Source organism: Brevibacillus schisleri (assembly GCF_055685845.1).
The window spans coordinates 6,151,508-6,171,876 of record NZ_JBVNDM010000001.1 but is presented as its reverse complement, the minus strand read 5'-3'; the positions used below and the strand labels follow the sequence as shown (position 1 = coordinate 6,171,876).

Genomic DNA, 20,369 nt, shown 5'->3' with positions numbered 1-20,369 from the left:
ACATTTCCAGTTATAATGCACTTTGACTTCTTGCGCCTTTCCTCCTATAATTTATCTGTTATAACCGTTTTTATGGTAGATAGCATTTTATCGCAATTCATATCTAACATACATGCTACCAAGGCTTCGCCTGCGCCAAAAGGCAATTATTCTTTGCGATGGGGTGAAATAAAAATGTTTACACGCTTATCTGCAGTCGAAGAGCGTTTTGAAGAAGTAACCAACCTCCTATGTGACCCCGACGTCATTAGTGATACAAAACGCTTGCGAGAACTGTCTAAGGAACAATCTTCGTTGGAAGAGACGGTAACGACATACCGTGAATATAAATCAGTGGTGAGTCAAATCGATGACGCCAAAGCGATGCTGGAAGAGAAGCTGGATGACGAGATGCGTGAAATGGTCAAGCTCGAGCTCAATGAATTGTCAGCACGCAAGGAACAACTAGAAGATCGCTTGAAGATCCTGTTGCTCCCAAAAGACCCGAACGATGAGAAAAACGTGATTGTGGAAATCCGCGGTGCTGCGGGTGGAGATGAAGCTGCACTGTTTGCAGCCGTGCTTTTCCGTATGTACACACGTTTCGCGGAGCGTAACGCTTTTAAAATTGAAGTGCTGGAGGCAAGCCCAACCGATATCGGCGGATACAAGGAAATTGTCTTCTCGCTGTCTGGTCGCGGTGCTTACAGCAAAATGAAATTCGAAAGCGGCGCGCATCGTGTGCAACGTATCCCGGCTACTGAATCCGGTGGACGCATCCACACTTCTACTGCGACTGTACTGGTTCTGCCAGAAGCAGAAGACGTGGAAGTGGAAGTACACGAAAAAGATATCCGCATCGATACGTTCTGCTCCAGTGGTGCGGGCGGTCAGAGCGTTAACACGACCAAGTCTGCGGTTCGCGTAACGCATATTCCTACAGGGATCATGGTTTCTTGTCAGGACGAGAAATCCCAGCATTCCAACAAAGACAAAGCGTTGCGTGTATTGCGCGCTCGTCTATATGATTTCTACATGCAACAACAAAATGCGGAAGCAGATGCTACGCGCAAAAGCTTGGTGGGTACTGGTGACCGAAGCGAGCGCATCCGCACGTACAACTATCCACAAAGCCGCGTGACCGACCACCGCATCGGTCTGACCCTGCACCGACTGGAATCGGTATTGGAAGGCGAAATGGATGAAGTGATCGACAACCTGATCCTGCATGAACAAACGGAGCTTTTGAAAAGCCATGCACACTCAGCTTGATTGGTCTGATGTCACGACGATTCGAGAAGCCCTATTACGGGCTTCTTCCTTTTTGCGGGAAAAAGGGACAAAGGATCCTTTGTTCGAAGCGGAGCTAATGATTCGTCATTGTCTCGACTGGGATCGGACGCGCTTTTTAATGGCGATGCCGGATTCAATTGATGCAGAAACATTGGTGAAGCTGGACGGACTGTGCGTGCGCAGGGCGAATAACGAGCCATTGCAATACATGTTTGGCGAACAGGAGTTTTACGGGCGTCCTTTTACGGTGCGACCAGGCGTGCTGATCCCAAGACCGGAAACGGAAATACTGGTAGAGCAAGTGATGGCTGCCGCTGCAAAGCTCTGGCCTGAGAGCGAAGAGCTAGCGGTGGTGGATATCGGCACAGGGAGCGGAGCCATCTGCATTACGCTCGCGCTAGAAAAACCGCAATGGCGCGTGACTACGGTGGACCTGTCTCCTGAGGCAACGGAAATTGCACGGGAAAATGCAAGTCGTCTTGGGGCAGATGTCCGCTTTCTACAAGGGGATTTGGTGCAGCCGCTTTTGGAAGCAGGCGAAAAGGTAGACGTCCTCGTATCCAATCCACCGTATATCCCGAGTCGTGATGTCGAGGAGCTGGACGATGAGGTGCGCGTACATGAACCTCGCTTGGCTCTGGATGGCGGCGAAGATGGGCTGGATTGCTATCGTCGCCTGTGTGAGGCGCTGCCGAATCTATTGAAAGAAAGAGCGGTCGTAGCGTTTGAAGTAGGCATTTATCAGGCTGGGGATGTCGCGGCATTGATGAGGGCATCCGGTGTCATGGATGAGGTTGAGATTGCTCCAGATTTGGCGGGGATCGAGCGGGTTGTTATCGGAGTGAGACGATAGCACAAGCTCGTCTCGCCTTTTTTACATAGGGAATGAATGTTTGAAATCGTGTGAATCCGTCCATACTGATTGCTAAAGAGAGAAGATCAGTATAGAGGGAGACGGATAACGATGAAACGGATGTTGTTAATGGCATTTAGCCTGTTTATGCTTATGATGAGCTGGGAGGGGCAGCTTACTTCGGCCAATGTGTTGGATAACGGGCCGATCCCTCAGGAATCCGTTCGCTTGCGCATTATTGCGAACAGCGATTCTGTCCAAGATCAATGGTTAAAGCGCGAAGTCAGAGATGCGATTGTCGCTCAAATGAATACGTGGGCGGACGATATTGAGACTTTGGAGGAAGCAGAGCAAATGATTCAAACACAATTGCCTGTCCTTCAACAAGTCGTGGACAAGACGATCAAGGAACGCGGTTTTTCATACAAAGCGGTAGTCGATTTCGGTGAAGTTCCTTTTCCAACGAAGCTGTACGGCTCTTATGTGTATCCTGCGGGTAATTACCGAGCGGTCCGTGTACAAATTGGAGAGGCAAAAGGTCAAAACTGGTGGTGTGTCCTGTTCCCGCCGCTCTGCTTTATTGACATGTCCAATGGCGACGCTGTAAAAGCCGAGCCAACTCCAAAGTCGGAAGAATCTGAGCCAACGGCAGAAGCTGCATCCGAGAAAGTAGCGGTCTTACCCCTGGAAGAGAACGAAGTAGGGAATCATTCCGAAACAAATAAAGTGGAAGCTGAGCAAACAAAAGCAGAGAAAGAAGAGTCAGAGTCCGAAGAGGTAGAAAAAGCAGAAGAAGTAACTGCCTCTGCTCCTGAAGTAGAAGTGCGATTTTACTTATGGGAAAAAATTGAGGGCTGGCTCTCCTAAGCCGCATATAAAAAAACGACACCCGCCGCATGTGCAGGTGTCGTTTTGAATTGCCACAATTACTTTTTGAGCAAAGCCTCACGAATCTCAGGCTTCAACAGGCTTTGGTAACGATGAGCAGGGATCGCAAACTCAGGCATTCCAGCTGCATAAGCGGCAATTTCGTATTGACCAAAATGAATCATCAGGTTGCCGTCTTTAAAGGAGAAGCCTTGATCCTCTCTGATGCCCTCGAATGCATCGTAAGGGTTAAAGCCATCCGCCTGAGTCTCTGCTTTGATTTGTTGTGCAATGATTTGATTGAGAATGGTACGGTAGTCATAGCCAGGCTGGAACAGGTCAGCCAGCTTCAGTTGTTTTGCCTTGGCCTGATTATCGATGGTGTAATACATAACATCCGTCATGCCATGTGCTCCGCCTGTGTAAATGTATGTCTGTACAGAGAAAGAAACGAGCTTGCCGGCATTGTGTACCTCATAGGAGATGTCGAGTGCATGAGGGCGTAGCTCCCAGCCGTTCTTTTTCGCGTCTGCGGCATCTTCTTTGCCGGCCTTTTGTCCTTCTGCCAAGCCTGTTTGTGCTTCTTTTAGCAGAGTAGCATTCAGTTTTGCTTCAAAAGCTTTATCCTTCATCCCGCTAATCACTGGGATGGATACTTTACCTTGAAATTCTTTCGTATCGACCGTAATGGTTTTTGGTGTGAACACGACACCGTTAGCTTGTGGCTTTGGCGCTTGTACAGCAGGCTTTGTGGAGGTTGCAGGTAAAGCAGGTGCTGCAAATACTGGAGCAGCGACGGCTGTTAACAATACAGCTGTGCCAAGCAGGCTGGAAGCTAAGGATTTAAAAGATGACATTTCATTCACGGTCCTTTCGATAAAGGGAAAGTTATTGTTTTGTTTTCATGTTCATTCTACTACAAGGCAAAGACGCAGGAAGTTAAAAAAAGGTAACAATGTTCTCTTTTCCACGCTGTTCTGAAAAGTTATTCACAAGTTACCCACAGCCTGTTGAAAACTTTTTGGTGCACATCTATACTTAAGGCACTCCTTACAAAGAAACGAGCTAGAGAAAGGATTTTTTAACGATGGAAATGAATGGTGTGACAAAAGTCTGGTCTGTGGATAACGATGTGGAAAATCAGCCTAGTTGTGCACAGATTGTGGATGCAGCCCGTTTTCTTCGAGAAGGGGCAGTTGTCGCGTTTCCCACGGAGACCGTTTACGGCTTGGGAGCGAATGCATTATCAAATGACGCAGTGGAAAAGATATTTACAGCAAAAGGCAGACCCAGCGATAATCCGCTGATTGTACATATTGGAGCGTGGGACCAGTTATCCACAGTAGCAAGTGAGGTTCCGGAGAAAGGGAAAAAGCTGATGGAGGCATTTTGGCCTGGACCCTTGACGGTGATTTTGCCAAAAACAGATCAGGTAGCGTCGCTAGTAACGGCAGGGTTGGATTCAGTCGGCGTTCGCATGCCTGATCATCCGATTGCCTTGGCTTTGATTAAAGAAGCGGGGGTACCGATTGCGGCTCCGAGCGCCAATCGCTCAGGACGTCCGAGTCCAACAACTGCGGCGCATGTATTGGCTGACCTAGATGGACGTGTAGCGGGTGTGGTCGATGGAGGGGCAACAGGTGTTGGGGTAGAGTCTACTGTTATTGATGTGACACAGGACCCGCCCATGATTTTGCGCCCAGGCGGCATCACACGGGAGCAAATGGAACCAGTAATTGGCTATGTGGAGTTGGACCCTTCCTTTCAAGTGGGAGCAGCCGAGGCACCGCGCTCTCCAGGGATGAAATATACGCATTACGCTCCTGAAGGGGAAATGTGGCTAGTATCAGGAGAGTGTGAAAAAGTTCGGGCAAAAATGGAAGACATGCTGCAACAGGCGAAGCGGCACGGTCAAAAAACGGGCGTGCTGGCAACGGAAGAAACAGCTCGCTTTTGGCAAAGTCACGCATCGGTAGATGTTGTTCTCGTGGTTGGATCACAAGCGGATCTGGAAGGGGTTGCCCAACAGCTGTATGCAGTCCTACGAGAATTCGACGATCAAGAAGTGCAGTATATTGTCGGTGAGACTTTCCCGCGAAACGGGTTGGGTATGGCCGTGATGAATCGCTTGGAAAAGGCTGCTGGAGGCCGTGTCTTGTCCGTGTAAACCTGTCCTAAACTCCTCCTCGTCCGCATAAGGTGAAGAGACGGGAGGGGAGCTGTTTGGACCAGGTGTTATTCCAATGGGGGCAATTTTTGACCTTGCTCATTATTGCTTTCGCCTTAAGTATGGATGCCTTTTCGTTAGGAATTGGCGTAGGAATGGTTGGCATTCGGTTACGAGAGATTATCAAGGTAAGTATTACCATCGGACTGTTTCATATTATGATGCCGATCATCGGGATTGTCGTTGGAGCGTACTTGTCCGATTTGGTTGGAGATATTGCCGTGTTTATTGGTGGCGGGGTCCTGATGATCATCGGCTTGCATATGCTATGGAATGGCTTCGTTCAAGGGGAACAAAAAAGTGTATGGAAGACAAAAGGGTTCGGACTTCTTCTCTTCGCATTTAGTGTCAGCCTGGATGCATTCACCGTCGGTTTCTCGTTCGGCTTGATCGAGGTCAATAGAATTTTGGCCATCTCTCTTTTTGGAGTAATGGGTGCCACGATGTCCTACTTCGGTTTATTGTTAGGCAGGAGTGTGGGAGGGTGGCTTGGGGATTATAGCGAATTAATAGGTGGACTTATTTTGTTTGGTTTTGGGTTAAAATTTATGATATAACCGGACTAATTAATAGGTGAGGAGGAACCATACGTGAAACGGATACTTTTCGTCTGTACGGGAAATACGTGCCGAAGCCCCATGGCAGAAGCGATTTTCCGTGCGAAGACAGACGGACAGGGGCTTGAAATACGCTCAGCTGGCGTGGCGGCATTTGCCGGTCAGGATGCTTCCTTGCACGCTAAACAAGTATTAGAAGAGCGAGGAATTGCTCACGATCATAAGTCCAGTAAGGTAGACGAAGGGTTGATCGAATGGTCTGATGTCATTTTGACGATGACGCATGGTCACAAGCGCGCGATCTTGACGTATTTCCCCTCAGCCACTGAAAAGGTGCATACCCTACAAGAGTTCGTTGGGATAGAAGGCTTTAGTGATATTGCTGATCCGTATGGGGGATCACTGATGGATTATCGCAGGTGTGCCGAAGAAATCGAAGAGTCACTGGAAAGGCTCTCATTGATGCTCAAGGACCCAGGTCTTCGTAAATCAGTAGATGAATAGGGTGCTGGTGTATAGCCAGGACCTTGTTTTTTGTGAGAGTACGAACGATTTTTTAGTCGCTTGATAAAAATGTTCACTTTTTACTTATTGTGTTTTGATGTATACTAGACGAAGATTATGAGACAAGCGAGGGATGACAGATGAAAGTAGCACTTGCTGCTGATCACGGTGGATACAAGCTAAAAGAGGAGATCAAGACTCTGCTGGCCTCCATGAACATCCAGACGGAAGATTTCGGCTGCACCTGCGAGGAATCGGTTGATTATCCCGATTATGCTTTGCCAGTGGCGGAAAAGGTAGCAGCGGGGGAGTTTGATCGAGGCATTCTCGTTTGCGGAACAGGTATCGGCATGTCGATCGCGGCCAACAAGGTTCCAGGCATCCGTTGTGCACTTGTGCATGATACGTTTTCCGCACGCGCTACCCGTGAGCATAACAACACCAATGTGTTGGCGATGGGGGAGCGGGTCATTGGACCGGGGCTTGCGCTTGATATCGTGAAAATTTGGTTGGAAACAGAGTTTCAAGGTGGTCGCCACGAGCGTCGCGTGGAAAAGATTTCCCAAATCGAAGCGAAGCATGCGGGAGTGAAGTAAGTGGATTTATCCGCTATCGAAAAACAAATCAGTGACATTGTCGAAGAAGTAGCTGATATGGCAGAGCTTGCAGCCGGACAACTTATGGTGATTGGGTGCAGTACCAGCGAGGTGCTCGGTGAGCATATTGGAAAGGCTGGCAGCCAAGATGTAGCGAAAGCTCTATATCGTGGGATTCAATCTGTTGTAGGGAAGCGCGGCTTTGCTGTTGCCTTTCAATGTTGTGAACATTTGAACAGGGCTTTGGTCGTCGAGCGCGAGGTTGCATTGCGATACGGACTGGAAGAAGTCTCGGTTGTTCCCGTTCCGACCGCTGGAGGCTCTATGGCTGCGCATGCGTTTACACAGTTCACGGATGCAGCCGTTGTAGAGCAAATTCGGGCGCATGCAGGCATAGATATCGGCCATACGCTTATCGGCATGCATCTGAAGCATGTGGCAGTACCGGTGCGTCCGACACAGCGTCTCGTTGGACAAGCACATGTTACGGCAGCGCGCACACGTCCCAAGCTGATTGGCGGACCGCGTGCCGTGTATGAGAAGACACCACCAAATGAAAGCTGCACGTAAACAAGGAGGAGAAACTACTATGCTAGATTTTTTGCGTAAACAAGACCCGCAAGTAATGGAAGCCATTCAACTGGAGCTCGGAAGACAGCGCGACAAGATTGAGCTGATTGCTTCTGAAAACTTCGTAAGCCGCGCAGTTATGGAAGCAATGGGCACCGTTTTGACGAACAAATACGCAGAAGGATACCCAGGTCGCCGTTATTACGGTGGTTGCGAGTATGTGGATATCGTGGAAAACATCGCTCGTGACCGCGTAAAAGAAATTTTTGGCGCTGAGCATGCAAACGTACAACCACACTCCGGTGCTCAGGCGAACATGGCTGTATACTTCACGATTCTTCAGCCTGGCGACACCGTACTGGGAATGAACCTGTCCCACGGTGGTCACTTGACGCATGGTAGTGCAGTAAACTTCTCCGGTACTCTGTACAATTTCGTTGACTACGGTGTAGACGAAGATACTCACCTGATCAACTATGAAGATGTTCGTGCAAAAGCATTGGAGCACAAGCCAAAGCTGATCGTTGCTGGTGCGAGTGCCTATCCGCGTACGATTGATTTTGCCAAGTTCCGTGAGATCGCGGACGAAGTGGGCGCGTACTTCATGGTGGACATGGCGCACATCGCTGGTCTGGTTGCGGCAGGTCTGCATCCAAACCCAGTACCGCACGCGCATTTCGTTACTTCTACGACGCACAAGACTCTGCGTGGACCACGTGGCGGTTTGATTTTGTGCAAGGAAGAGTTCGCGAAAGGCATCGACAAATCCGTGTTCCCAGGCGTTCAAGGTGGTCCGTTGATGCACGTCATCGCAGCAAAAGCGGTTGCCTTCGGTGAAAACCTGCAACCAGAATTCAAGGATTACGCAACTCGCATCATCAAGAATGCACGTGCGTTTGCGGAAGGCTTGACTGCTGAAGGTCTGACGCTTGTTTCCGGCGGAACGGATAACCACCTCGTATTGGTTGATGTAAGCAAAATCGGCCTGACAGGTAAAGTAGCTGAGCATCTGTTGGACGAGGTAAGCATTACTACGAACAAAAATACGATTCCTTACGATACACAAAGCCCGTTTGTTACAAGCGGTGTGCGCATGGGTACGCCAGCAGTGACAAGCCGTGGTTTTGATGAGGAAGCAATGAAAGAAGTAGCAGCGATTATCGCTCTGACATTGAAAAATCCAGAGGATGCTGCGAAACACGAGGAAGCACGCCAACGTGTGGCAGCTTTGTGCCAACGTTTCCCGATGTATGAAGGCTTGAATATCTAAGTTAAGACTACGTGAAGCAGACCCAGTGGAAATTTTCTATACGGGTCTGCTTTTTTCTTTACTTCGCGGCTGTAGGTAGGGATCGAGGATGAGAAAAAGTACGAAGATTAGGCAAATTGACTGAGCCACTCTCACCAGCTATTATAGAAAGGATGTATTGATAGGGAAACGGAGGAAATGACATGAGCCGTGTATATGTGTTTGACCATCCGCTGATTCAGCATAAAGTTACGTATATTCGTGACAAGAATACAGGGACCAAGGAATTTCGCGAGCTGGTAGATGAAGTGACTACTCTGATGGGCTATGAAATTACCCGTGATATGCCTTTGGAGGAAATCACTATCGAAACGCCAGTGGCTACCTGTCAGTCGAATGTAATCGCTGGTAAAAAAGTAGGGTTGGTACCGATTCTGCGTGCTGGTCTTGGTATGGTGGATGGCCTGATGAGGCTGATCCCTGCTGCCAAAGTAGGACACGTAGGTCTTTACCGTGATCCGGAAACCCTGCAGCCTATTGAGTATTATGTGAAGCTACCATCCGATGTTGCTGAGCGTGAGTTGATCGTAACTGACCCGATGCTGGCGACTGGTGGCTCTGCTGTTGCCGCGCTTACTGCTTTGAAAAAACGTGGAGCGAAAAACTTGAAACTGATGTGCCTCATCGCTGCTCCAGAAGGTATCAAGCTGGTTCAGGACGAGCATCCTGATGTAGATATTTACGTAGCGGCTGTTGATGAATATTTAAACGACCATGGATACATCGTGCCAGGCTTGGGCGATGCGGGCGACCGCTTGTACGGCACGAAGTAGTCGGAGAGGGAAAAACGGATGAAAACTGTAAAAGTAATGACGGTATTCGGCACACGTCCAGAAGCGATCAAAATGGCACCGCTTGTCCATGAATTGAACAAGTACAGCGAGCAGATCGAATCTGTCGTTTGCGTGACGGCCCAACATCGTCAAATGCTCGATCAGGTTTTGGACATTTTTGATATTCAACCAGACATTGATTTGAACATTATGAAGGATCGCCAAACGCTGGTGGGCGTGACTACTCGCGCATTGGAGAGCCTGGATGAAACAATGAAGGAAGTAAAACCGGACATCGTCCTCGTACACGGGGATACGACAACCACTTTTGTGGCGAGTCTGGCTGCTTTTTATAATCAAGTCGCGATTGGCCACGTGGAAGCGGGCTTGCGCACATGGGACAAGTACTCGCCGTTCCCGGAAGAGATGAACCGTCAGTTGACAGGTGTAATGGCTGACCTTCATTTCTCTCCGACCAATGGATCGGCTGACAATCTTCGTCGCGAAGCAAAGCCGGAAAAGAGCATCTACGTGACAGGAAACACAGCGATTGACGCGTTGAAAACAACGGTTCGCGAGGATTACACGCATCCGGTGCTTGATCGCGTAGCTGGTCAGAAGCTGGTGCTGATGACGGCTCACCGCCGCGAAAATTTGGGCGAGCCAATGCGCCGTATTTTCCGTGCAGTTCGAAGACTGGTGGATGAGCATCCTGAGATTTCTGTTGTGTATCCGGTTCACTTGAATCCTGCTGTACAAGAAGTGGCGCAGGAGATTCTCGGAAACCATGATCGCATTTCATTGATCGAACCATTGGATGCCCTTGATTTCCACAACTTCGCTCGTCGTTCCCATCTCATCCTGACCGATTCCGGCGGGGTACAGGAGGAAGCGCCGTCTCTTGGCGTACCAGTCCTGGTTCTGCGCGATACGACAGAACGTCCTGAGGGGATTGAAGCAGGCACGTTGAAGCTCGTGGGAACCGACGAAGAGCAAGTGTATGCAATGGCAAAAGAATTGCTGACCAACCAAGCGGCTTACGATGCAATGGCGCATGCTGTCAACCCATATGGGGATGGCGAGGCTTCACGCCGTATTGTAGAAGCAATCCTCTATCACTTTGGTTTGCGGGCTGAACAACCAGAGCCGTTCCAACCAGGTCAGTAACATACAGCTAGGAAAACCCGCCAGGTTCCGTTCGTCAAAACCGGGCGGGTTTCTTGTTGTAGAGGGATATTGTTGTTTTCTATGACTGACGATTTGGTATGTTTTTCTAAAAGGGAATCGAGAGAATTGGCGAAACTATCCATGACCTTTTGCGTCTAATATTTAGTTGCCTAGCTTAGATGGTAGAAAGATAGAGTTTGGAATACGGAGAGGAGTTATCAACATGAGAGCGCAAAGGATAGTGACGCTGCTCACGGCTACGACCATGGCCTGGGGAGCTTTTGTTCCGTTTGTGCCGTTTGCGACCAATGTCGCACACGCCAGAGCGGAGACAAGTGCATTAAATATGATGTGGCAAACCCCAATTGGTGAGGGGACCACTTTGCAGAAATATACGAAATCATTTGCCAATCAAGTAGTCACGATCATGGTGACCAAGGTTGATTTGAACAATCCTTATGTTGAGGTAAAACCGGTATACGGAACGAAAGGTAAGCTGACAGACAGGCAGACGGTTACACAAATGGCGCGTGAAACCGGAGCTGTAGCAGCGATCAATGCCGACTTTTTTAACATGTCTAAGCGGGGAGCGCCGTTTGGTATTGTCATGAAAGACGATGAACTGATTTCTTCCATGGGTTTGGTCTCCTACTGGTACGCGCTGGGCTTGACCGGAGACAAGATGGCCATCGTCGACAAGTTTGGGTTTGGCGGCAAGGTTACTGCTCCTAATGGCGCTACCTATTCGATTCAGGGTGTCAACAAGGAAGAGTACAACCCGAGTGATTCACGAAAAAGTCACCAGAACCAACTGAACGTCTATACCCCTTCCTTTGGCAAAACCAGCTTGGGGACGATACCGGGCTACAAAGATGTCGTCGAGATTTTGTTTGTAGACAACGTAGCCAAAGAAGTTCGTGTGAATCAACCAGGCGTATACATACCTTACAACGGCTATGTCCTTTGGGGACATGGGGCAGCTGGAGCATTCCTCAAGCAAAACTTCCCTGTAGGCGCTACTGCAGCGGTTGAGTACCAAACGACACCACAGACACTCAACCTAAAGCAAGCGGTAGGCGGCAATGTGATTTTGGTTGATCAAGGGAAAGCGCTCACTTCCTTTCAAGCGGACAAGTCCATCATTAACAAGACGGCACGCACATCGGTCGGAGTTTCCCAGGACGGGAAGACCTTGTACATGGTCACGATCGATGCGAGCCAAGGCGTTTATTTGGACGAGCTGGCAAAAATCATGGCGGAGCTCGGTTCTTATCGGGCTGTAAACTTTGACGGTGGTGGCTCTACGACCATGGCAGCCCGCATGCTGGGTGAGACACACGCGAATCTGGCGAATAAGCCAAGCGGGGGTGCTGAGCGTCGAGTGCCTACTGGACTGGCCGTATACAATACGGCACCTGCTGGAGAATTGAGAGGCTTCCAAATCGATGTGCCAGCAGATGTGCTTATCGGACAATCTATCCCGCTCAGTGCATCCAAAGGTTATGATGTGCATTTCCAACCGTATGCGATCAATGCCGGCGATGTGAGCTGGGATGCTAGTCAGTCCGAAGCGGGCTCCGTAAATGGCAAACACTTCACACCAGCTCGTTCCGGCAAAATCACATTGACTGCGCGATTGGGCAATGTGACGCAAAATAAAGACATTCAAGTCATTTCCGGCAACGATGTGCAGCAAATCATCGTTTCCCCGAATCCGATTACCATTGCACCGGGACAATCCATTACTCTCGATGTCAAAATCAAAACGAAAAAGGGCTCTACCGTACAAGCGACGCCACTTAGCGTAAAAGCGAGTGTCGATTCTTCTGTAGCGACGATTAACGACAATCTGCAACTGGTAGCAGGCAATGAGCCGGGCAACGGAAACCTGACGATTACGTATGATGGCGTGGCGACAACCGTACCATTTGCCGTTGGACAATTCGAGCAGCCATGGCTCACCTTCGATAATCAGGCAGGCATGTACCATGCGGCAAATCCGTCTAGCATCAGTTCGGCTGGTTCGTTCGCGCTCGTCTCCGATCAGACATTCCGCACGAAAAAGGCAGCGAAGCTAGTGTACAACTTCTCTGGAGCACCAGCGAACAACATGCGGATTTCGTACGGTGTGTTGGGGGCAAACCCTGTGACGATTCCTGGCAAGCCGCTCGGATTGGGCTTATGGGTCAATGGGGACAACAGTGGACATTGGCTCCGTGCAGAAGCAATTGATGCAAACGGCAAGCCGGTCTACGTCGATCTGGCAAAAGAGATCAATTGGACAGGCTGGAAGCAAGTGAAAGGCTACTTCCCGAGCAATGTTGCCTATCCATTGCATCTGAAGAGTGTGTATGTCGTTGACCAAGCCAATGATGGCATTACACACGACCAAGGAACACTATACTTCGACGAATTCTCGCTCCTCTTGGGCAACAAGACAGGTCAACCGAGCGATGTGGCCGTTGTCCCTGAACTGCCAGGCAGCATGTCACTCGGAGCGGAGCTTGATCTCCATTACTCCTTAGAAAATACCGCATCTTATCTGGATAGTGCACTGATTGATGTGGAGTCGATCGTGACCCAGCCAATGCCAGGATATGTACCTGCTGATTACTCGTTTACGATTAAGCCGGGCGAACTAAAAGCAGGGCAAGAGGACGCGATTTCAACCTCGTCGATTCGATTGACCTTGACACCGAAGCAATGGCTCGCTGGAAAAGGCGTTGGACTCTTGTACGTAAACCAAGTAAACAATACGTTGGATCCGCTTCTGGGAACCATGAATGCTCAAGGTCAGTGGGTATATGAAGTCAATAGCTACGGCAAGTACATTCCGTACTACCTGGACAATGCAGGCACGAGCAGCGCTGGATTTACAGATATCACGAAGCATCCAGCCAAGGCAGAAATCACCTACATGGCGGAAAAGGGCTACGTGAAGGGTTTGACGGAGACGACGTTTGGCCCAGAGGTTTCTCTGACAAGAGCACAGTTCGTCACCCTGCTCTCGCGCTCTTTTGGGTGGGAGCTCCCTTCCTCACCAAAGCTGAAATTCAAGGATAAGGTGCCTTCCTATGCGCAAGGTGCCGTACAGGTTGCCGTTTCCAAAGGTCTGGTGAAGGGGTATAACGATAATACCTTCCGTCCGGATCAGCCGGTGACTCGCGCAGAGGCCGCAGTCATTCTCGATCGTCTCGTGAATAAAAAGGGAGCGACGAAAAAGGTCTCGGATAAAGGAATCTGGCCATCCTGGGCAACTAAATCCATCAATAACATGGTCGGACTTGGTCTGATTGATCCAGTTGGAGGAAATTATCAGCCGAATAAACCGACGACGAGAGCAGTGTGTGTCGTGGCGCTTTATCGCATCCTGCATCAGGATAAATAGAATCGGAATATAAAAGGTCAAGCTTCTCTAACAAAGAGGAGCTTGGCCTTTTTGAGTTTTAGGAGGTATCGATGAGCTGACAAAGCTGGTGAGAAGAAAAAGCGCAGGGCTCGTAGACCTTGACAACGCCTACCCAGTCGGAACTTCCAAAAGGGGACCACGCTTGTCGAACACTTCTTCCTTGAGAACCTTCCGCCCGTAGGGTGGCTTTGGCTCGACGGTCCCCTTTTGGAAGTGGAGACGGACAGTAAATCCCCCTTGCGGGCGTGTCAGAGTCGAAGAGAACTGCGCTTTTTCTTCTCTTCCACTATGTTGACTCAAACTAGAAGGACCTTCTTAGATCTTACTAATTTTTCAAAGTCGAGAAAAAAGCTTTGCCAAAATAGGTTAACCATTTTAAAATAACAGTTAACAAATATATGTTAACCAAGGTTGTGATTTGGTTGTTAAATAACTTTGCAGAACTCTCTGCCAAAAACAAGCAATACGTTTGGCATCCCTTCACCCAAATGAAAGACTACGTCGCACAGGACCCACTCATTATTGCGAGAGGAGAAGGGATCAAGCTATTCGATGTGAACGGCAAAGCTTACTATGACGGTTTTTCCTCTGTGTGGTTGAACGTCCATGGCCACAACGTTCCCGAGCTGAATCAGGCGATCACGGAGCAGCTCGACCAGATTGCCCATTCTACTTTGCTCGGCATGGCAAACGTCCCATCCATTTTATTAGCGGAAAAGCTGATCAATCTCGCTCCAAAAGGATTGAGTAAAGTTTTTTACTCTGACAACGGGGCAACTGCGGTCGAAATCTCACTGAAAATGGCGTTCCAATATTGGCAAAATCGCGGACAGACCGGAAAGCATTCGTTTATCACGATGAACAATGCCTATCACGGGGATACGATTGGAGCCACCAGTGTGGGAGCCATTCCCCTCTACCATCAAGTCTACAAACCGCTGCTCTTTTCTCCACATGCCATTCCATACCCTTATCCGTACAGGCAAGGCGGCGAAGAAGCAGCCGTTCAGGCCACATTGAGCAGCCTGGAAAGTTTGCTTAGGGATAGAGCACATGAGATTGCGGCAATGATCGTAGAGCCTGTCGTGCAGGGAGCAAGCGGAATGATTATCATGCCGGATGGTTGCTTGAAAAAAATCGCGGAGCTGTTGCGCGCCCATGATGTATTGCTGATCGCAGACGAAGTAGCGACAGGATTTGGACGTACGGGCAAAATGTTCGCTTGTGAGCATGATGGGGTCGTGCCAGACATCATGGCAGTTGCCAAAGGGCTTACGGGAGGGTATTTGCCTGTAGCGGCTACCTTAGTAACCGAGCAGATTTATGATGCCTTTTTCGCTGACTATGAGGAACAGAAAACCTTTTTCCACGGACATTCGTTTACAGGAAATCCACTCGGCTGTGCAGTTGCTCTCGCCAACCTGCGGCTGATGGAGGAGCGCGGAGTTGTTCAACAAGTAGCACAAAAGGCAATCGTCCTGGAGCAATTGCTAAGGCCGCTGTACAACCTGCCTCATGTAGGAGATATCCGGCAAAAAGGCTTGATGGCGGGAATCGAGTTGGTTCGTGATAAAGAGACCAAGGAGCCTTATCACTGGAATGAGCGGATCGGTGTGCGTGTCTGTCAGGTAGCGAGAGAAAAAGGGCTTTTGACACGACCGTTGGGCAACGTCATCGTTTTTATCCCACCGCTTGTATCTACAACCGAAGAATTGGCTGACATGGTTCGGATTTTGGCGGAATCGATTCAGGATGTAACGACAGGTGAAGTAGAGGAGTGATTGATATGGCTGATCGCCCTTTTTCCGGATTGTTCATCACAGGAACAGATACTGGGGTAGGCAAAACGATTGTGACTGCCGGAATCGCATCCTTGTTGCGTGAGACAGGAGTGGACATCGGAGTTTGGAAGCCAGTCCAGTCAGGAGCACGAGCACATGATGAGGGCAGTGACGCTATGCACTTGAGATCGTGGAGCGGAGTGCCTGACGCGTGTGAGGAGATCGCCCCACTTTGTTTTGAGGCACCGCTTACCCCTTATCTGGCTGCGGAAGCAGAGGGGAAGAGCTTGACTATGGAGGAAATAATCGCTTGCGGGCGACCCTTGATGGAACGTTATCCAGCACTTCTTGTCGAAGGAGCGGGTGGTCTGATTGTTCCATTGACTCCAACCGAAACGATGGCGGATCTTGCTGCTCGCTTAAACCTGCCCATGCTCATCGTGGCTCGGGCTGGGCTCGGCACAATTAACCATACGCTCTTGTCCGTTTGGTATGCACGGGAACTCGGGATCGAGGTTGTAGGTGTCATCCTGAATCAAAACAACTCAGCTGGAGTTATCGATGAGAGTGTCAAAACAAACGCGAGCATGATTGAGAGCTATGGAGGAGTTCCCGTATGGGGCGTGCTCCCATGGATAGACCAACCGTTAGAGCGCCTGCACTTGACGCATCTGATCCAAGAATGTGTAGACATCGGGCAGCTGTGTCAGTGGCGCCATAAATAATAAGAGGGGGAGACGAGAAAATGGAGCAAAGCACCTGTTTGGATTGGAAGGGATACTCTCGTAAAGCAATTAGTAAGGAAGTGCTTACGCACGAAGAGGCAATGAAGGTGTTGCAAGCACCGGATGATGAGCTGCTGCTGGTCATGAACGAAGCGTTCCGGGTCAGAAAGCACTTTTTTGGAAAAAAGGTCAAACTGAACATGATCATCAACGCCAAGAGCGGACTATGCCCAGAGGATTGCGGTTACTGCTCGCAGTCGATTGTTTCGAATGCTCCCGTATCCAAGTACACGATGCTGGACAAGGAGACATTGCTATCAGGTGCGCGGGAAGCCATGAATCGAAAAGCAGGTACATACTGTATTGTCGCCTCAGGACGCGGCCCCACGGAAAAAGAGCTGGGCCAAGTCATCGAGGCCGTCAAAGAAATCCGCGAGACGATGCCGCTGAAAATTTGCGCGTGTTTAGGGATTTTAAGCGACGAACAAGCAACGCGTCTAAAAGATTCAGGTGTTCATCGTTACAACCATAATCTCAACACGAGTCGCAACCATTACGAAGCGATTACGACAACGCACACGTACGACCAGCGTATTCAGACAGTTGACACCGTGAAAAGAGCAGGGATGTCTCCCTGCGCAGGCGTGATCATTGGCATGGGGGAGAGCGATGAGGAGATCGTCGAAATGGCATTTGCCCTGCGCAATCTCGACGCAGATTCCATCCCGATCAATTTTTTAAATGCGATTCCAGGAACCCCGTTGGAGGATAAAGGACGCACCCCAGCAATGAAGGCTCTTCGTGTTCTCGCTTTGTTCCGATTTATTTGTCCGGATAAAGAAATTCGTGTTGCGGGTGGGCGCGAAGTGAATTTGCGAACCTTGCAGCCCCTTTCCTTGTATGCGGCCAACTCGTTGTTTGTAGGCGATTATTTGACGACGCCCGGGCAAGAAATCACGACAGACCATCAGATGATTGAAGACCTCGGGTTTGAAATCGAGCTGTGTGCGCTGTAGGTCAGTTATGAATAAACGTTACACATGGCTGGAAGAAGAATACGATTCATTGCGGAAACAATCATTGGCAAGAGAGTGGAGCACCGTAGAGTCAGCCAGCAATCGCGCAGGCACGTGGATTCAAGTCGAAGGGAAACCATTATTAAATCTGTCATCGAACAACTATTTGGGCTTGGCCCACGATCAACGAATCGTGGAAGCTGGCAAATTGGCGGCAGAGGAGTGGGGGGCAGGAGGAACTGCCTCTCGTCTCGTCCATGGCAACTACGCGTTATACGACGAGCTGGAACAACAATTGGCGGAGTGGAAAGAGAGAGAAGCGGCGCTTGTTTTTGCAAACGGCTATCAGGCAAATACAGGGGTAATTGCAGCGCTTGCTGGAAGAGGCGACGCTGTTTTTAGTGATCGATTGAATCACGCCAGCATTGTAGATGGGATCGTGCTCAGTCGGGCGGAGCATTTTCGGTACAGACATAACGACATGGAGCATTTGGAGTTTTTACTGAAAAAGCACCAGGATGCAAGACGGAAGTGGATCGTCACGGACAGCATATTCTCCATGGACGGTGATAAAGCTCCCCTACTTGAATTGGTAAAACTGCGTGATCGTTACGATACCATGCTGATGGTTGACGAAGCCCATGCAGGGGGAGTGCGCGGTGAAGAAGGGCAGGGCTTGTGCCACGAGCTCGGCATCGGCGGACAAGTCGATGTTTTGATGGGAACCTTCAGCAAGGCATTTGGTGTTTATGGGGCATACGTATGCGCAGATGAGATCGTCATTCGTTATTTGATGACAAAAGCGCGCTCGCTGGTATATTCCACAGCTCTGCCTCCTGCTGTGATTGGCTCGAATCTGGCGGCGTTGTCTTTGGTACAAACAGACTCTTGGCGCAGAAGAGAAGTGAGGCAGAATGCGCTCATGTTTCGCCAGTTGCTTCGCTCACGCGGGTTTACTGTAGACGAAGAAGATACGCCAATCATCCCGCTCACGTTAGGAGAGAATGAGTGGACTTTGCAATTCAGCAAAAGGCTTAGGCAGCGAGGGATTGCAGCAGTGGCGATTCGACCTCCTACTGTGCCAGCAGGAACCGCGCGTATCCGTTTTACCGTGATGGCTGCTCATACGCGCGAAGAGCTGGAGTGGGCTTGCGAGCAAGTGAGCGAAATCAGGGACGAGCTTCAGAAAGGAGGAACGATATCGTGAGAAAAGTGATGCTGTGGCTAACCGGGTGGGGAATGCCAGATTGCAGCTGGGATGCAGTTCGCTCACAGTTTCCTTCCTATCAGCACATTATTCCTACTTATTCGGACGTCACGGATTCCTCGCAATTTTACGAGAGAGTAGTAGAGGAAGTCCGCCCTCTAGCAGCGCAGGAGCTAATTGTAGTGGGGTGGTCTATGGGAGGAATGCTCGGAATACGCCTAGCTGCCCAGTACCCGGTCTCAGGACTTGTTTTGATCGGCACAACAGCTCGCTTTACCTGCGAACAGCATGACCTTCGCGCTGGGTGGCATCCTGTTGTTTTACAAAGGATGAAAAGGCAGCTTTCCGTAGCACGCGAGCGGGTGATGGACGCATTTGTCGAACAGATGCTCACACCGGGTGAGCGTGAACAAACAGGTCTGCATGTGAGACTGGACAGCCAGAAGTGGGGTACGGCGGCGTTGATTGCGGGCTTGACCTACTTAGAAGAAGAGGATTGCCGCCCGTTCTTGTCTTCGCTGACTACTCCTACTCTCGTCATTCAAGGCACGGAGGATACTATTTGTTCGCTCGCAGCCGGAGAAGAACTGGCGGGTAGCCTTTCAGGTGCCAATTTCGTACAAATTCCTGACTGTGGTCATGCCCCGCATGTGTTTGTTCCAGAGGTTGTAGGAGATTCGCTAAAGAGGATGGTGGAGCAGCTTGCAGAAGAGGGCAATCAGCAGCCGATTTAGTGAGAAGGCTGTCTCCTATGAAAAATACGCACTTGTGCAAAAGAAGATGGCCGATCATTTGAGTCAAATGGTTACAGAGAGAACGAACGACAATGATGTGCGAAACATCCTAGAGATTGGCTGTGGAACAGGGGGGTTAACCCGCGTCATTCGCAGCCATTTTAATGCTGCCCATTACGAGGCGGTAGAGATTGCGCCAGGCATGCTGGAGCAGGCGAAGAACAATCTGGAGCAGAACGGCCTGATTTGTTCATTTTCTCAAGCTGATGCCGAAGAATGGGTTTGGGAACAACAGGCGAAGTCAAAGGATTTGATCGTTTCAGGAGCGTGTTTTCAGTGGTTTGCCAGGCCAGCGCATACGCTAAGAGGATTGGCAAGAATCCTGAAGCCGGGAGCACCTTTGGTTTTTTCGACATTTGGACCTGATACTTTTTGGGAGCTGCATGATTCGTTTACGAATGCTCATGCGATTTTGGGAGAAAAGGGTGTACGCCATGGCCTGGAGTTTCTCTCTGCACGTGATTGGCATGAGCAATTGGAGCAAGCAGGGTTCACGGATATAGAGATCAGTAGGAAATATGAACGGCTAACTTACCCGGGTGTACGGGATTTTCTGCATGCTGTGAAAGCCGTGGGCGCCAGTGCAAGCATGGAGCAAGGAAGCGGTCTTGGACGCAGAAAACTTCTTGCAGAAATGATTCGTTACTATGAGCAGACGTATAAAAGAGAAGCGGGCATCCCTGTCACCTACGAAGTTGTTTACGTTCGCGCTGTTTCATCCATATAGAGTGCCAGCCTGATT

The 20,369-nt window shown here is 49.8% G+C and carries 19 protein-coding genes; 18 read left to right on the top strand and 1 reads right to left on the bottom strand.

Annotated elements, in window-relative coordinates; translation table 11 throughout:
* The first annotated feature begins 174 nt into the window (after positions 1–174).
* The 3 genes from prfA (at position 175) to spoIIR (ending at position 2,992) form a co-directional block, all read left to right on the top strand.
* On the top strand, positions 175–1,251 hold the full coding sequence (prfA, locus tag ACUUHJ_RS29290; protein WP_016740170.1) for a peptide chain release factor 1: 1,077 nt from the start codon (positions 175–177) through the stop codon (positions 1,249–1,251).
* On the top strand, positions 1,235–2,125 hold the full coding sequence (prmC, locus tag ACUUHJ_RS29285) for a peptide chain release factor N(5)-glutamine methyltransferase (RefSeq protein ID WP_472300755.1): 891 nt from the start codon (positions 1,235–1,237) through the stop codon (positions 2,123–2,125). The genes prfA and prmC overlap by 17 nt, the downstream gene beginning before the upstream one ends.
* A gap of 111 nt (positions 2,126–2,236) precedes the next feature.
* Positions 2,237–2,992 carry a stage II sporulation protein R gene (gene spoIIR / locus ACUUHJ_RS29280; RefSeq protein ID WP_472300753.1) on the top strand — a complete coding sequence of 252 codons (756 nt, stop codon included), beginning with the start codon at positions 2,237–2,239 and terminating at the stop codon, positions 2,990–2,992.
* Positions 2,993–3,051: 59 nt separating this feature from the next.
* On the opposite strand, the gene ACUUHJ_RS29275 is transcribed toward spoIIR, so the two are convergent.
* The gene (locus ACUUHJ_RS29275; RefSeq protein ID WP_472300751.1) at positions 3,052–3,849 is read right to left on the bottom strand and encodes a DUF3298 and DUF4163 domain-containing protein; all 798 of its coding nucleotides are present in this window, start codon (positions 3,847–3,849) and stop codon (positions 3,052–3,054) included.
* 230 nt (positions 3,850–4,079) lie between these two features.
* On the opposite strand from ACUUHJ_RS29275, the gene ACUUHJ_RS29270 reads away from it, so the two are divergent.
* The 15 genes from ACUUHJ_RS29270 (at position 4,080) to bioC (ending at position 20,354) form a co-directional block, all read left to right on the top strand.
* Entirely contained in the window at positions 4,080–5,159 is a 1,080-nt protein-coding gene (locus ACUUHJ_RS29270; RefSeq protein WP_472300750.1) for an L-threonylcarbamoyladenylate synthase, read from the top strand.
* Between the two features lie 56 nt (positions 5,160–5,215).
* Entirely contained in the window at positions 5,216–5,776 is a 561-nt protein-coding gene (locus ACUUHJ_RS29265; RefSeq protein ID WP_016740175.1) for a manganese efflux pump MntP, read from the top strand.
* 33 nt (positions 5,777–5,809) lie between these two features.
* Entirely contained in the window at positions 5,810–6,280 is a 471-nt protein-coding gene (locus ACUUHJ_RS29260) for a low molecular weight protein arginine phosphatase (RefSeq protein WP_289674946.1), read from the top strand.
* Positions 6,281–6,420: 140 nt separating this feature from the next.
* Positions 6,421–6,876, top strand: a complete 456-nt coding sequence (gene rpiB / locus ACUUHJ_RS29255; RefSeq protein WP_007725502.1) for a ribose 5-phosphate isomerase B — start codon at positions 6,421–6,423, stop codon at positions 6,874–6,876.
* Positions 6,877–7,446 (top strand): TIGR01440 family protein, encoded by a 570-nt coding sequence (locus ACUUHJ_RS29250; protein ID WP_173604508.1) that lies wholly within the window; start codon positions 6,877–6,879, stop codon positions 7,444–7,446. It begins immediately after the preceding gene.
* Between the two features lie 19 nt (positions 7,447–7,465).
* On the top strand, positions 7,466–8,716 hold the full coding sequence (locus ACUUHJ_RS29245; protein ID WP_289674945.1) for a serine hydroxymethyltransferase: 1,251 nt from the start codon (positions 7,466–7,468) through the stop codon (positions 8,714–8,716).
* A gap of 182 nt (positions 8,717–8,898) precedes the next feature.
* Positions 8,899–9,528: a uracil phosphoribosyltransferase gene (gene upp, locus ACUUHJ_RS29240; RefSeq protein ID WP_015893638.1), complete on the top strand. Its 630-nt coding sequence runs from the start codon at positions 8,899–8,901 to the stop codon at positions 9,526–9,528.
* A gap of 18 nt (positions 9,529–9,546) precedes the next feature.
* Positions 9,547–10,695 carry a non-hydrolyzing UDP-N-acetylglucosamine 2-epimerase gene (gene wecB / locus ACUUHJ_RS29235; protein WP_015893637.1) on the top strand — a complete coding sequence of 383 codons (1,149 nt, stop codon included), beginning with the start codon at positions 9,547–9,549 and terminating at the stop codon, positions 10,693–10,695.
* Positions 10,696–10,918: 223 nt separating this feature from the next.
* A complete protein-coding gene (locus tag ACUUHJ_RS29230; RefSeq protein ID WP_289674944.1) occupies positions 10,919–14,083 on the top strand; it encodes a phosphodiester glycosidase family protein in 3,165 nt (1,054 codons plus the stop codon).
* A 419-nt stretch (positions 14,084–14,502) separates the two neighbouring features.
* Positions 14,503–15,885 (top strand): adenosylmethionine--8-amino-7-oxononanoate transaminase, encoded by a 1,383-nt coding sequence (gene bioA, locus ACUUHJ_RS29225; protein ID WP_289674943.1) that lies wholly within the window; start codon positions 14,503–14,505, stop codon positions 15,883–15,885.
* 5 nt (positions 15,886–15,890) lie between these two features.
* A complete protein-coding gene (bioD, locus tag ACUUHJ_RS29220; RefSeq protein ID WP_289674942.1) occupies positions 15,891–16,610 on the top strand; it encodes a dethiobiotin synthase in 720 nt (239 codons plus the stop codon).
* Positions 16,611–16,630: 20 nt separating this feature from the next.
* Positions 16,631–17,626: a biotin synthase BioB gene (bioB, locus tag ACUUHJ_RS29215; protein WP_289674941.1), complete on the top strand. Its 996-nt coding sequence runs from the start codon at positions 16,631–16,633 to the stop codon at positions 17,624–17,626.
* Between the two features lie 7 nt (positions 17,627–17,633).
* The gene (gene bioF, locus ACUUHJ_RS29210) at positions 17,634–18,833 is read left to right on the top strand and encodes an 8-amino-7-oxononanoate synthase (protein ID WP_472300746.1); all 1,200 of its coding nucleotides are present in this window, start codon (positions 17,634–17,636) and stop codon (positions 18,831–18,833) included.
* Entirely contained in the window at positions 18,830–19,567 is a 738-nt protein-coding gene (locus ACUUHJ_RS29205; RefSeq protein ID WP_472300745.1) for an alpha/beta fold hydrolase, read from the top strand. Before bioF ends, ACUUHJ_RS29205 begins: the two co-directional genes overlap by 4 nt.
* On the top strand, positions 19,536–20,354 hold the full coding sequence (gene bioC, locus ACUUHJ_RS29200) for a malonyl-ACP O-methyltransferase BioC (RefSeq protein WP_289674936.1): 819 nt from the start codon (positions 19,536–19,538) through the stop codon (positions 20,352–20,354). Before ACUUHJ_RS29205 ends, bioC begins: the two co-directional genes overlap by 32 nt.
* The last annotated feature ends 15 nt before the right edge of the window (positions 20,355–20,369 follow it).